Below are 13,854 nucleotides of genomic sequence, written 5' to 3' on the forward strand. Positions count from 1 at the left end.
GCCTTTGTGTGATGCATTTTGCCCCGGTTTTTCTTATGATACCGCGTCAACTGAAGGGGAGCAGGCCTTGCTCTTATTCAGCATTCTCATTTGGAACATTGAATCAGGAGATCACTGTGGAACTGGCATGCCTTGACCTTGAGGGTGTATTGATCCCGGAAATATGGATTGCGTTTGCAGAAAAGACCGGCATTGAAGAGCTCAAGGCGACAACCCGTGATATTCCGGATTACGATGTTCTGATGAAGCAGCGCCTGAAACTGCTGGACCAGCACGGATACGGCCTGCCACAGATTCAGGAAGTGATCAGCGAGCTGGACCCGCTGCCGGGTGCGCGGGAGTTTCTGGACTGGTTGCGCGAGCGGTTTCAGGTGGTGATTCTTTCCGACACCTTCTACGAATTCGCCATGCCGCTGATGAAAAAACTGGGTTACCCCACGCTGCTCTGCCACAAACTGGAAGTGGCAGAGAACGGCCAGATAACCAACTACCTGCTGCGCCAGCGCGACCCCAAGCGCCAGTCCGTGCGTGCTTTTCAACTGTTGAACTATCGCGTAATCGCAACGGGTGACTCCTACAACGACACCACCATGCTGGGGCAGGCGGAAGCCGGCATTCTGTTCCACGCACCGCAGAATGTGATCGACGAGTTCCCGCAGTACCCGGCTGTGCAGGAGTTTGAGGAACTGAAACAGGAGTTTCTGAAGGCGAGCGCTGTACACTCTGCCTGATCCCGCTAATCGTCGAAGGTGCCTCATCAGCATGCAATCGAATCAGGGCGGCTAGCATTCGCCCTGATTCAGCTTTTCCAGGAAATCCATCAGCGGCTTCACTTTGGTAAGCGTCTCCTGGTATTCGCTCTCGGGGTCCGAGTCCGCAACAATGCCACCGCCACCCCAGCAGCGAATGGTTCCGTGCTCTTCACCGGCCGCATCAGTCTGCTCGTTCTCGCACAGCATGGTTCGGATGGCAATGTTGCTGTCCAGTGTGCCGTCCAGCCCATAATAAAAGATGGATCCGCAATAGGGCCCGCGCCAGTGGGGTTCAAGCTCCCGGATGATTTCCATGGCACGGATTTTCGGGGCGCCGGTTATGGAGCCGCCCGGGAAGGCATCGAACAGGGCTTTAAGAGGTGACACGCCCTCGGCTAGTTCGGCGCGGATGTGGCTGACCAGGTGGTGTACGTTGGGGTAAGACTCCAGGGCAAACAGGCTGTCTACCGTTACAGACCCGGCTGTTGCGTGAAGGCTCAGATCGTTGCGAAGTAAGTCCACAATCATCAGGTTTTCGGCGCGGTCTTTTTCGGATGCTTCCAGTTCAGCAGCATAGGCTGTGTCCTCAGCAGACGTTTTGCCTCTTGGTCGCGTGCCTTTAATGGGGCTGGTTTTAACTGAGCGCCCGCGAATTTCCAGAAAACGCTCAGGAGAAATTGACAGCATGGCACCAGTTCCGGTTTTCAGGAAAGCGCTGTAAGGGGTGGGGTTGGCTTCGGCCAATGATTTAAAAGCTTGCCAGGGGTTTCCCTCGTAACTGCCCCGAAACTCCTGGGAAAGATTTACCTGGTAGCAGTCGCCTGCATCGATGTAATCCTTGACCGTTCCTACGCCAGCAACGAATTCGCTTGCAGACTGGCGTGGGGCAAACAGCTTCACCATTTTCCAGGGTTCGGCTGTGCTTGCGAACTTTGCCGACATTCGGGATTTTTGGTCTTGCGAGGTATCCCTTGGCTCTCTGGAAAGCCATTGCCGAATCGCACCCTGAATCTGATTTGGGCATTCGGGATGAACCCAAAGGTGGTAAGTATCCGTTGCCCGGTTGTGGCTGGCGGCCCACAGGTAAAAGCCGGCGAAGAGCAGCGGGGTTGCAGGTGCAGGGCACAGGGGAGAAAGGCGGGGTTCTTTCTGATACCCGAATTCGTAACTCAGGAAACCGACCCACCCGCCGGTTAAAAAAGACAGCGACTCCTGTAAAGGGACTTCGTAGCGCTGAACCAGGCTCTCCATCTCTGCGGACAGCTTGTTCGTGTTCAGAACGCCACCAGGGTTCCTGCTACCAACACGTTTTATTGCAATCGCGCAGGCCGTAAAACCACTGAATGACCCACGACCGTTACCGGCCCCGACACTCCCCAAGTAGGCAAAGTCCAACTCATTGGCTGCTTGTGCCAGCAATTGTTCATAGTCTTCGCGGCTAATCAAGGTGGAAGTAGGAAGTGGCAAATTAACTCCGGTTAATTGGAAGAATGATACTCAGGCCACAAAACGGGCATTGTTTGCATGATGCGGGCCCTGATCTAATCAAAGTGGTGAACACGTCCCTGGTAGCAGACTAGGGGTGAGGGTTCTGTATTATCAACAAAGATTTATGCATTAAGCGAGAAACATAAACAGAGGTGGTTCATGGCTCAGTGGTCCAGAGTTATCAAGATATCTATTGTATTATTTCTATCCATAGTTACCAGCGCATACGCTCAGCAGCCAACGAATTACGAAGACCATGTGCTGTCAGATGGAAAGTTGGACCCTGAAGAGCTAGCTGTCGTAGTAAAGATCGCACGAGCTGACCTCAAGCATCTGACGGAAAAAGCACTGGAATATGTTGAGCGAGACTTACGTGCTTCAGGCATCTTCTCTCCGAAAGCATGGATGCTTCTTAAAGATGGCACGATTAAGCCCCTGAAAATTGAGCAAGACGCAGAAGCAAGCGCGCCGACCAAGATAAAGTTGGTTCTTTATCGGGCGGGTTTGCGATCTGTTGCACGTCATGGACAAATCCACGCGGCAGTTATTGTCTACCCAGGCTCGTTTGACAAGGATGGTGATAAAAAACCTGTCGTTGTAATTGAACATGAGCACAGGTTAGGTGTGTCGGGGCTGAAGCTGGTTCCCATCAAAATGGAAGATGGGGTTCCGCAATTTGCCGCTCATATATCACAAAAAAAGCCCTTTGAATTCTTCTACGACGGCGGGTAAAGCCCAGATATCTATAAAGCACCCCGCTAAAATGCTCTTTTGCTGGCTGGTGTGACAAATTGTTACGAAGTGTGAATGCACTCACGGAATAAGAGTGTAAAACAATCTTAAATGAGTTTGTGGAGTGGCGAACTCCACATCCAAACTAAAAACTCAGATAACAAAAAATGAGTTGATTAAGGAGATAACAATGAAAGGCCTGAAAAAAATTGCTCTGGCAACAGCTATCGCAGCTGCACCTTTTGCAGCCAACGCAGAACTGCAAGCACTGAACGACACCGCAATGGGCGACGTCACCGGTCAGGCCGGTGTCACCATTGAGCTTGAAACTCGTGTATCCATCGGTGAGTTCACTTATACCGACGAAGGTACATTCGCGGTAAGCGATATTGAGATTGGCGGTGCTGCAACTAGTCAGTCCACGTCGGCTGCCGGCTATGTCTCCAGTGGCGCAACAGCTACTGATGGCAGACTGCTTGATAACCTGAAGATTGATATTGATATCGCCGACGACGGCGATGCGATTATTCACGTAGGCAGTTTACAAGAAGATGCCAATGGCGACCCAGTGCCAATTGACTGGGGTATGACGGCTGGCTCTATGGAGCTGCGTGGTAACGGCGGCCAGAACACGGTTCTCGTGTCGAATCTTGATGCCTGGGGTCTGCTTGGCGCACTCGACATTCGAGTTGATACTGATGATGTTGGCGGCCAAGCTGGAACGGGTACGTTGAATCTTGATGCGGCATTTACTGTTCAAGAAATGAGCTTTGATGCAGATTTTATCGCACTCGGAGTCAAAGAAATGAGCATCAATAGCTCTGAGGCTGGCGGTGAGGTTCTTGGTCAAGCCGGACTGGTTGCTATTTTTGCTGAAGATCCTACAAATCCAACACCGGAAGAGCTGAGAAAAGTGGGTCTGGCCCAAAAAGGCTTTGCGATCGTTGGCATTAGTGTATATAAGGGCAACGGCCTCGCTGCTAGTACCTCGTCACACGCTAAGACCGGTGTTTTACGTGTAGATGTTGATGATGTATTAATGGATATCAATGTTGGACAAACCATTATTGGTGGCACAAACATTGGTACCATCGGTATCGATAACCTGCACGTTAGCGAAACCAAGCTGGCTGTATACGGTCACTAATCTGACCTGAACGCCAATGGTAACGAAGCGCCCCGCTCTGCGGGGCGTTTTCGTTATTGGAAAGGCAATAAAAAACGGCAGCTTAAAAAAATAGCTGCCGTTTTGTTATACGCCTGAGCGATTGAAGCAGAAAAAAACGTGCCTACTGATCAGGCACCTGAATAGAAAGATCAAACCCACCCCCCGGTCTGGGCGTCAGTGTGATCGGCCCTTCGTTAATACCCTGCGGTAGCTGAATCCGGTCTATGCCCGGCGGATTGCCGATGGAAAAGTTCACGTTTTGCCCGTCAAAACCAATGCCAAGTTGATCGTTAAGAAAGGTCTGGGTAAAAGGCTCGTCCGGGATCTGCATTTGCTGGCCGAAAATCAGTGGCGGTATGTTCGGTGTGAACTCTGCTGGTGGCTGGGCTCTGGCCAGTTCTTCCTGGGGCAGAAGCAAGGCGCGGCGCAGGAATTCTTCTTCGGCATTTGCCAGGGCATCGGATCTGCCTTCCTCGGTCAGCCGCTGCGAGGCTTCCCGGTAGGCTTCTTCTTCGGCTTCCGTAATAACGGGCTCACCGGGTGAAATCGTCAGGGCACGGATTATCCGCTTGCGATCGGCTTCGGTTTTCCGGTTCTCTTTCGGGACTACAATAACCGCCGAATCCTTAACATAGGTTTCGACCATTTCGTCGGAGCTCATTACCTGAACACCAGCAATAGCGGGCAGCGCGGCTGAGCCGGCGAGTGCCAAGGCAATGCCAGCAGCGAGCCGGGCAGGGTGTTTACGCAAAAATGCCGCGCCAGCGTTACTTGCGGCGGGCCGGTGTTGGTGGTTCATAATCTGGCCTCTTGCTGCGATAAGCTCAGGTACGAGGCGTGTCTGAGGCTACAGCAATCAGTACGCTTCTCTCTTATTATGAGTATTCGGGTTGTCGGGAAGCATTTCAAGCGCGATGGTATGAGTTTGTGACCAGATCTTTGGATACGTTGAACTTTCAGGGGATAACATGGCCTCAGGGGCACAATGAACAGATTATTTCGTAGCCGCTGGCAGCGCTGGATAAATCGCCGGATTCCACGGTCGGATGTCCAGTTACTCACCCAGAGAAACCTCTTCATTCTGCCGACCGCCGCGGGTGTGGTGTTTGGCATGCTGTTGCTGATCATGCTCATCACCGGTATCAATTACCAGAACAGCCTTATCTACCTGGTAACGTTTCTGCTGGGGGCTGTCTTTGTGGGGGCCATGCACCAGACTCACCGCAATCTTTCCGGCCTGGAGTTGACACTGGTTCAGGCCGGTGAGGGTTTTGCAGGGGATGACATCGTGTTCCGGTTGCGGGCGACCGCCGGCAAAGACGATGCCATAGCCCTGACCTTGTCTGCCAACGACCTTTCTGTGGCTGTGGGTTACGTGCCTTCCGGCCAGTCGGTTGACGTAGCTCTGCCCGTGCCTTCGGCGTACCGGGGGTATTTACGCCCCGAGAGTATCCGTATTGAAACCCGCTTTCCCTTTGGGCTGCTGAAAGCCTGGTCGTGGATGAGGCCCATGGCAGCGGGTGTGGTATATCCGCGGCCCATTGCGGCGCCCGAGGTGCTCAGCACCCTGGCTGATGGTGAGCAAACGGCCAGTTCCCGCTCTCCCGAAGGCAATGATCACGCCGAGTTGAGGCCCTGGCGTGAAGGGGATTTGAGCCAGCGTGTGATGTGGAAGCGGTTCGCCCGCAGTGGCCAGATGGTGGTGGCGGACTGGGAAGCCGATAAAGGCAGCCCGCACTGGCTTGATTTCAATGCCTTTCCGGGGGCGGATCATGAATTACGGCTCAGCTACCTGTCCTGGCTTGTGCTTGAACGGGGCCGGGCCGGCGCGAGGTTCGGGCTGAATCTGCCGGGGCAGGTGATTGAACCCGATAGCGGTGCGGCTCATGTAACCCGCTGCCATCGGGCGCTGGCAGTCTGGGGCGAGGAGAAGCCGAGAGATGCGTTTGCAGAGCCCCACGGTACGCGCACTGGCATGGATACAAGCCGGTCCGGGAACGCCATGGCAGGAGAGCGGTCATGAGCCTATTGAATCGCGGAAACAAGCCGGTTGAAACACGGGTTGACAGCCTTCCGTCCCGCGCCTTGCTCTGGTTGATGGCCAGTTTTGCCCTGTTACTGACGCCCCAGATTGACCGGTTGCCGGTATGGTTGATTATTGCCTGTATTGCGTTGGCAGGCTGGCGATGGCTGGCTCAACTGGGCCGCGTACGCCTGCCGGGCCGCTGGCTGCGTGGCGGGATCATGCTGGCTCTTGTTGCTGTGTATCTGATTGGGGTGCAGGGGAGCTTCACCGTGGATACCGCAGCTTCGTTCTTTGTGTTGACGGTTGGCTTGAAATGGCTGGAAACCCGCACCTCCCGTGATTTCTATGTTCTTTTCTATATTCTGGTGTACCTGGCCACGGTGAATTTCCTGTTCCACCAGGAAATTCACTGGGCGTTGGTGAACATTGGCGCCATTGCGCTGTTGCTGATCGGATTGCAGGTGCTTAATGCCCCGGAGTTGCCGGGAGGTGTGAAGGCTGGCTGGCGCCGCTTGGGTGTCATGCTCCTGAAGGTTTTGCCAATAGTAGTGCTTCTGTTCGTGTTTTTCCCCCGGATGGCGCCTTTGTGGAGTGTGCCACTGGTATCTGGCCAGGCTCGCACCGGGATCAGCGACACAATGCGGCCGGGGGACATATCCAGCCTGGCCCAAAGCAGTGAGCGGGCCTTTCGGGTGACCTTCGGCGGTGCCATGCCACAATATCGTGACAGATACTGGCGTGGATTGATCCTGGATACTCTGGATAATGGCACCTGGCGCCAGAGCGGCTATGAGCCCTATCGCCGCCCCGGACGGGTTAACGTGGATGGCGGCGTGGGTGATCTCAAGCCCAATGAGTACGATGTACTGATGGAGCCAACGGACCAGCGCTGGGCCTTCGCTCTTGCGGATTCGGTGGCGGTGTCGGATAACGTGGTTCAGGAAGCAGATAACCTGTTCCGTTTCCGCCGCCCGGCTGACAGCCCGATTCGCTACAGGCTGGCGCTCCAGAATACCGGAGAAACTGCAACGGAAACCCTGGAGCAGCGGGAAGCGCATCGTTACCTTCAGCTCCCGGCTGAGGGTAACCCCCGGGCCCGGATTCTGGCCGGGGAACTGAAGGGCTCAACCGGTGACCTGGGGGTGATTCGTGCACTGCTTAACCGTTTCCGGGAACAGCCTTATTACTACACTCTGCGACCGCCTCAAATGCCGGATAATGGTATCGACAGCCTGCTGTTTGATCAAAAACGCGGGTTCTGTGCCCACTACGCGGGCGCCACCACCTTTGTGTTGCGCGCTGCAGGTATTCCGGCACGGGTTGTTGTGGGTTATCAGGGTGGTGAGAGTGGTGCCGGTGGTGATTACCTGATTGTTCGCCAGTATGATGCCCACGCCTGGGTTGAGGCCTGGGTGGAAGGGCAGGGCTGGATTCGTATTGACCCCACAGCCGCGATCGCGCCGGATCGCATTGAATCGGGTTTGCGGGATGCCGTAGCGGAAGAGGGCTCTTTCCTGGAGAATAACTGGGCTTCGGCACAGCGTTACGGTGATGTTGCCCTTATCCAGTGGGCCAGCTTGCAGCTCGACCGTATCAACTACCAATGGCAGCGCTGGGTGGTGGGTTACCAGGGCCAGAGCCAGATGGATCTTATGTCACGCTTGCCCGGCGGCTTTGGTATGCGTGAACTCGGCTACCTGACTGCAGGTATTGTAGGCGCAGGCCTTCTGATCGCCGGTCTTGTCTCTGCCCTGCAAATGCGCCGTGGCACAAGCCGGGACCGGTACAGGCGAGTGCTGGATGCCTGGTATCAGTTGTGCGCCCGGGCAGGTGTGCCGGTAAGGCACGGAGAAACCCCTTCAACACTGGCTTCCCGGCTGGCGGCTGCGGAGCCGGCAGTTGCCGACTCGGCCAGGCTTTTTGCCCGAATGGTGAACAGCCATTACTATAAGCACCAAGCAACAGGGGGCGGAAAAAGCGATGACAAAGGTGAGGCAACCCGCCTGCGCAGATTGTTGGTTACCATGAGGCGGCAGCTTCGCCGCAGCGGCAAAAACCGACCCGCAGCCTTTCGGGCCACTAAACCGGATTCAGGAAAACAGATTGACTGATATTGCCCTTGAAATGCCATGGCTTCAGAAGCCGTGGCAGGTTATCCAGAACCAGCTTGCGGATGGGCGGCTTCCCCATGCCCTGATGGTTAACGGTGAGTGTGGTGTGGGCAAACGTGCCTGGGCAGACGCGGTTGCGGGCTTGTTGTTGTGTGCGGCGCCTTTGGATATGCAATCCGGCCAGCCCCGTGCCTGTGGCCAATGCCGCCAGTGTGAGTTGCTTGCGGCGTCCAGTCATCCGGATGTACGGGTTTTCTCCCCGGAGAAGTCCCGGATGATCAGAGTCGATCAGATCCGGTCGCTGTCTGCATTTGCTGTGTCGTCGCCGCAGGTAGCGGCCCGCAAAATTGCCATTATCGACCGTGCCGACCAGCTCAATATCAATGCGGCCAACGCTCTGCTGAAAACCCTGGAAGAGCCTGTGCCGGATTTTGTACTGCTGCTTCTGCAGGAAAGCGGCCGGCCAGTTTTGCCGACAATCCGCTCCAGGTGCCAGATGTTGTCCATTCCGGTGCCTTCGCTGGAACAGTCAGAAAAGTGGCTTGCCGGCAGGATTTCCAGTCTTGACAGTGACCGGCAGCCCGCGCCGGAGCTTCTGGCAAAGTCGCTAATGCTGGCGGGTAATGCGCCGCGCCTTGCGCTTGAATACGCTACCGGTGAGTTCCCCGCCCTGAGGGACGAAGCATTCGAGAAGTTCCGTCTGTTCATGAAAGGCCAGGTTGCGGTGGGGGAAGCCGCGAGGGCGTTCAAGGCTTTGGGGCTGGAAGACACGCTCTGGTTATTTGAAGGCTGGGCGGCAGACCTGGCACGGCTTTGTGCCGGGGGCCAGGCAAATGATCACGAAGCCGGGGAAATGCTCAGTTTTCTGGCCGGTATTAATCCTGCCTGGCGCGCCCACGACCTGCTGGACAAGGTCCGCGAAGCCCGCGCAGCCGGGGCATACAACGTAAACCCGGAGTTGGAGGCGAGCCGCCTGCTCATCGCCTGGCAGGAGCTGATGCCAGCAAAGCGTCGCGCATCCTGATTGCGCTTTTGCAGGGAACAACTGCTATGATTTGGAGATATCAGGGTTTTTTTACCCACTCCCACATAGCTGGATCACATAACTGGATTATAAAACAGGAAAGGTGTCGTATATGGGGCCCGGATTTGGTGCACGCAGTGGCATTCTGACCCTGACGATCAAGGACAAGGCGGTTTTGTATGCCGCTTACATGCCTTACATTCGTCAGGGTGGATTGTTCATACCAACCCAGAAACAGTATCAGCTTGGCGATGAGGTTTTTCTGCTGCTGAACCTGATGGACGAGCCGGAGAAAATTCCTGTCGCGGGCAAGGTTATCTGGATTACGCCCAAGGGCGCCCAGGGCAACCGCGCCGCCGGGATTGGCGTGCAGTTCAACGGTGATGACGAGAGCGCCAGAACAAAGATCGAATCCTATCTTGCGGGTTCTCTGAGCTCTGATCGCCCGACGCACACAATGTGAGGCGGGCTTGTGGAATGAATGATCTTGCCGCCTTGTCAGGCGCCAGCACTGAAACCGCTGAAGAAACCTTTGATCTTGCCCGATCGGGCGCTCGCGAGACGGTGTGGCCATTGCGGCACATTACTCTTGCGGGCCTGAGCTGGCCTGCCGCGGTTTCCGCGCCGGCTTCTAACCCGCCTATTATAATGCTTCATGGCTGGCTCGATAACAGCCTGACCTTCTCCCGGATAGCACCAGAGCTCACCCGGGTGTCATCGCTGTTCTCGGTTGATCTTGCAGGCCACGGCCATTCCGGGCACCGGCCCCCGGGCCAGAGTTATCAGCTCATGGATTACGTGGTCGATATCGCAGAGCTGATTGAAACGCATTTTTATCGTGGCAAGCAGGTTGGAAAATCGGGGCAACACGTAGATCAGAACAAGGCCGTTCAGAAAATGGACATTGTAGGACATTCGCTGGGTGGCATTGTCGGCGCGCTCTACGCAGCGGCGTTTCCGGAGCGGGTGCGAAAACTGGTGATGATTGACAGCCTCGGAGCCCTCAGCCGCCCGGCCAGTGAAACGGTTCCACAGCTTCGCAAGTCCATAAAAAAACGAATCGCAGGCTCCGGGCGCCCCGCCGTCTATCCCGATATTGTTACGGCGGCAAAAGTTCGCGAAGGAGGGCTCAGCCCGCTTAGCCATGAAGCCGCTCTGACGCTGGTCCCCCGCAACCTGAAACCCGAGGGAGGTGGCTACAGCTGGCGGACGGATGCCCGGTTACGACACCCCTCGCCCCTGATGATGACCGAAGAACAGGTGGTGGCTTCTTTGCAGTCTGTTCAGGCGTCGACCTTGTTTGTGCGCGCGAAGGATGGCCTGCTGGCACGGAGGCAGGGGCTGGACAAGCGAGCGGATGCAGTGCCGCATATTCAAACAGTTGACGTGCCCGGTGGGCACCATTGCCATCTTGATGGGGACACCCGCCCAGTGGCGGATGTTGTCAGACATTTCCTTGAGAATGAGTAAAATATTGCCAAAATCCTTGCTAGTCCGCTTACTCCTCAGCTTTATGCTGTTGATTTCTTCCGGGATTGCCAGTGCGGCGCTTCCCGAAGCCGTGCCGCAGGCTTTTCCCGAGTCCACGCTGGAGGCAAAAGTGTCGATCGAATCCTCCGGGCACCTGGTGCTGTTCAGCCCGGTTCGGGAGGTTAACAATGAGATTCGTTCTGAATCCATGGCTCGCCTGCCGGTGTCCGGCGAAGGTCGCCTCTACCAGATCGCCCGGGATGCGAACCGTCGGGAAGCACGTGAGCATTACCTCGGGCTGCTTCGCGACCGGGGCGCACAGATTCTGTTCGAGTGCTCGGGGATTCGCTGCGGGAGAAGCAATGTCTGGGCAAACCAGATATTCAATCAGGCGGTGCTCTATGGCCGCGATGCAACCCAGGATTACCTGGTTGCCGGGGTAGTGGCGGATGATGGCAGCCGCTGGTTGACTTCGGTGTATACCGTTACCCGGGGCAACCTGCGAGAGTATGTGTGGATAGAACATCTGAAAGTGGCGGCCGGTGCTGCCGTTCCTGGGCTTGGCAGTGTGAATGAGAGGGTCGTGGGGCCTGTTATTGTGCCCTGGCAGGGTGGCATTACCTACCGGTTTGACTGGCAAGCCACGGATCGCCGGCGGGTAAGCGAGCTCGCGCGGGAAGAAGGAGCCAGAGTCATCCTTGTGGGTTATTCTGTGCTGGAGGCCAATGAGTCATTCAGTGCCTCCATGGAACGTGCCCGCAATGCTGCAGAGTCCCTGTCGGAAGTGCTGGCCAAAACCGGTGTGTCCAGGCAGCAGCAGGAGCTTGTAATTGCGGGGCCGTCTGTGGTCATTAGTGACCCGGCACGGCAGGGTAACCGGGTTGAAGTGATGGTTGTAAGGAGGTAGCTCCATGCCAGACGACAATGCAACAAAGGTTCTCGACAGCTCCGATCTCTCGGCCACCGGCGCCAAAACCTCGGATGAAGCGAAGGGCTCCCGGGCCAGGCGCCAGACAGTGGCGCTTACGCTGGGTAGCGGCGGTGCCCGTGGTTATGCACACATCGGTGCCATTGAGGTGTTGGCCGAGCGTGGTTACAACATTGTAGCCATTTCCGGCTGCTCCATGGGCGCGCTTGTGGGCGGCATGTACGCCGCCGGGAAAATGCAGGACTACAAGGACTGGGTTACCGGCCTGGGGCAGTTTGATGTACTCAAACTGCTGGACCTGACCTTCAAATCGGTTGGTGCTATCCGGGGTGAAAAAATCTTTTCTGTGGTTCGGGAAATGCTGGGGGATACCCGCATCGAGAACCTGCCGCTGCATTATACGGCGGTGGCGACAGACCTGCTGGCCCATAAGGAAATCTGGTTTCAGGAAGGCCCGCTGGACCGCGCTATCCGGGCCTCCGTTGCCATTCCAAGCGTTGTAACACCGTTGGTTCTTGGTGGCCGGGTGCTTGTAGACGGTGCTTTGCTGAATCCGCTTCCCATTATTCCGACAATTTCAGCCCATGCGGATATTGTTGTGGCCGTTAACCTCAGTGGTGAGGATGACCGGCGCCAGCGGATACCGGATGCAGCCTTCTACGGTAACCGGGATGAAGGCAATAATACGGAAGAATGGGTGGATGCTGTTCGTGATGCGGCTTCTCGATGGTTCGACTGGGACGCCATCAAGTCGCTGGGTGGCAGAAAACCCGGCAATGGTGACAGCCCGGAAGAAAAAATCTCGAAAGAAGCCGAGAAAAAAGAACAGAAAAAAGAGCAGAAGAGAGAACAGAACAACAACGACCAGAAATTGCAGGAAGATCACGAAACAATTGACTGGGACAAGCTCGGGATTGGCAAGTTCGACGTGATGAACCTGACCATTGAAACCATGCAGAGTGCTCTGGTGCAGTACAAGATTGCCGGCTACCCGCCGGATCTGTTGGTTAATATTCCGAAGAATGCCTGTCGCACTTACGATTATCACAAGGCGCCCGAGTTGATCCAGTTGGGGCGTGAGCGTATGGCTACCGCACTGGACCGTTTCGAGAAAAACCGCAGCAGTTCCGGGCCCCTGGCAGTCTGAACAGGGGCAGACAGGGTCAATCCTCTGTCTGCAGCAGATGCCGAAAATCGTATTGAAACAGCGTATAATCCCGCGCTGAATCCGACCTTACAGGGAACAGCGTTTGTGACCAGCCCGATTGAAGACCTTCACACCGTTCGCGATTACCTGCGCTATGCCTCGTCGCAGTTTGCTGCCTCAACCGTGTTTTTTGGCCATGGCACGGACAATGTATGGGACGAGGCCGTGCAGTTGGTACTGCGCAGCCTTCATCTGCCCCTTGAAAACAATACACTGTTTCTGGATGCCAGGCTGACCCGGGAAGAGCGCGAACTGGTTCATACACGCATCAGGCGCCGTATCGATGAGCGCATCCCTCTGGCGTACCTTCTGGGTGAAGCCTGGTTCATGGGGATGCCATTCCATGTGGATGAACGCGTGCTGGTGCCCCGTTCACCCATTGGCGAGCTGATAGAAAACGGTTTTCAGCCGTGGCTTGGGGATAAACCGGTAGCGCGGATTCTGGATCTTTGTACCGGCAGTGGCTGCATCGGGATAGGGGCAGCGTCGGTATTCGAGAGCGCGAGTGTTGATCTGGCCGATATTTCACTGGATGCGCTGGCGGTGGCCGAGTCCAACATAGAGCTTCACGAACTGCAGGGGCGGGCGCGCACTGTGCAGTCGGATGTGTTTACGGATATCCGTGGCCAGTACGATATTATTGTCAGTAATCCGCCTTACGTTGATGCGGAAGATCTGGCTGATATGCCCGAAGAGTTTCATCATGAACCTGAGCTGGGGCTGGCGGCGGGCGATGATGGCCTTGATATTGCCCACAGGATTATTGCCGGCGCTCTGGAGCACCTTACGCCCGGTGGTCTGCTGGTGGTGGAAGTGGGGAATAGCCGGGCGGCGCTGGATGCGGCTTATCCGGATCTCCCTCTTACCTGGGTGGAGTTCAGTAACGGTGGTGATGGTGTGTTTGTGATTAGCGAGCAGGACCTTCGCCAGTGGCAGGAACGGAACTGA

General features: G+C 55.9%; 13 protein-coding genes. 11 read left to right on the top strand and 2 right to left on the bottom strand.

From position 1 onward, the window contains the following. Nucleotides 1-116: 116 nt before the first annotated feature. Nucleotides 117-731, top strand: a complete 615-nt coding sequence (gene thrH, locus CDH48_RS10330) for a bifunctional phosphoserine phosphatase/homoserine phosphotransferase ThrH (protein ID WP_100688660.1) — start codon at nt 117-119, stop codon at nt 729-731. Nucleotides 732-782: 51 nt separating this feature from the next. On the opposite strand, the gene pabB is transcribed toward thrH, so the two are convergent. Then, entirely contained in the window at nt 783-2,219 is a 1,437-nt protein-coding gene (gene pabB / locus CDH48_RS10335) for an aminodeoxychorismate synthase component I (RefSeq protein WP_100688661.1), read from the bottom strand. A 180-nt stretch (nt 2,220-2,399) separates the two neighbouring features. On the opposite strand from pabB, the gene CDH48_RS10340 reads away from it, so the two are divergent. Both CDH48_RS10340 and CDH48_RS10345 read left to right on the top strand, forming a co-directional pair. Then, nucleotides 2,400-2,972 carry a hypothetical protein gene (locus CDH48_RS10340; protein ID WP_100688662.1) on the top strand — a complete coding sequence of 191 codons (573 nt, stop codon included), beginning with the start codon at nt 2,400-2,402 and terminating at the stop codon, nt 2,970-2,972. 190 nt (nt 2,973-3,162) lie between these two features. Continuing rightward, complete coding sequence (locus tag CDH48_RS10345) at nt 3,163-4,119, top strand: DUF6160 family protein (protein ID WP_100688663.1); 957 nt, start codon at nt 3,163-3,165, stop codon at nt 4,117-4,119. A 142-nt stretch (nt 4,120-4,261) separates the two neighbouring features. Here the strand turns inward: CDH48_RS10345 and CDH48_RS10350 are convergent, their stop codons facing one another. Then, on the bottom strand, nt 4,262-4,939 hold the full coding sequence (locus CDH48_RS10350; RefSeq protein WP_227521046.1) for a hypothetical protein: 678 nt from the start codon (nt 4,937-4,939) through the stop codon (nt 4,262-4,264). Between the two features lie 186 nt (nt 4,940-5,125). On the opposite strand from CDH48_RS10350, the gene CDH48_RS10355 reads away from it, so the two are divergent. The 8 genes from CDH48_RS10355 to prmB all read left to right on the top strand — a co-directional run bounded on the left by CDH48_RS10355 (nt 5,126) and on the right by prmB (nt 13,854). Further along, nucleotides 5,126-6,163, top strand: coding sequence for a DUF58 domain-containing protein (locus tag CDH48_RS10355; RefSeq protein WP_100688664.1), 1,038 nt, complete (start codon nt 5,126-5,128; stop codon nt 6,161-6,163). Beyond that, nucleotides 6,160-8,277 carry a transglutaminase TgpA family protein gene (locus CDH48_RS10360; protein ID WP_100688665.1) on the top strand — a complete coding sequence of 706 codons (2,118 nt, stop codon included), beginning with the start codon at nt 6,160-6,162 and terminating at the stop codon, nt 8,275-8,277. The genes CDH48_RS10355 and CDH48_RS10360 overlap by 4 nt, the downstream gene beginning before the upstream one ends. After that, on the top strand, nt 8,270-9,301 hold the full coding sequence (locus CDH48_RS10365; RefSeq protein WP_100688666.1) for a hypothetical protein: 1,032 nt from the start codon (nt 8,270-8,272) through the stop codon (nt 9,299-9,301). The genes CDH48_RS10360 and CDH48_RS10365 overlap by 8 nt, the downstream gene beginning before the upstream one ends. Nucleotides 9,302-9,413: 112 nt before the next feature. After that, entirely contained in the window at nt 9,414-9,764 is a 351-nt protein-coding gene (locus tag CDH48_RS10370) for a PilZ domain-containing protein (protein ID WP_100688667.1), read from the top strand. A 14-nt stretch (nt 9,765-9,778) separates the two neighbouring features. After that, complete coding sequence (locus CDH48_RS10375) at nt 9,779-10,771, top strand: alpha/beta fold hydrolase (protein WP_100688668.1); 993 nt, start codon at nt 9,779-9,781, stop codon at nt 10,769-10,771. Between the two features lie 43 nt (nt 10,772-10,814). Beyond that, nucleotides 10,815-11,678 (top strand): DUF4892 domain-containing protein, encoded by an 864-nt coding sequence (locus CDH48_RS10380; protein ID WP_100688669.1) that lies wholly within the window; start codon nt 10,815-10,817, stop codon nt 11,676-11,678. A gap of 4 nt (nt 11,679-11,682) precedes the next feature. Then, complete coding sequence (locus tag CDH48_RS10385; RefSeq protein ID WP_100688670.1) at nt 11,683-12,846, top strand: patatin-like phospholipase family protein; 1,164 nt, start codon at nt 11,683-11,685, stop codon at nt 12,844-12,846. Between the two features lie 105 nt (nt 12,847-12,951). Then, complete coding sequence (prmB, locus tag CDH48_RS10390) at nt 12,952-13,854, top strand: 50S ribosomal protein L3 N(5)-glutamine methyltransferase (RefSeq protein WP_100688671.1); 903 nt, start codon at nt 12,952-12,954, stop codon at nt 13,852-13,854.

Source organism: Marinobacter aromaticivorans (assembly GCF_002806975.1).
GTDB lineage: Bacteria > Pseudomonadota > Gammaproteobacteria > Pseudomonadales > Oleiphilaceae > Marinobacter > Marinobacter aromaticivorans.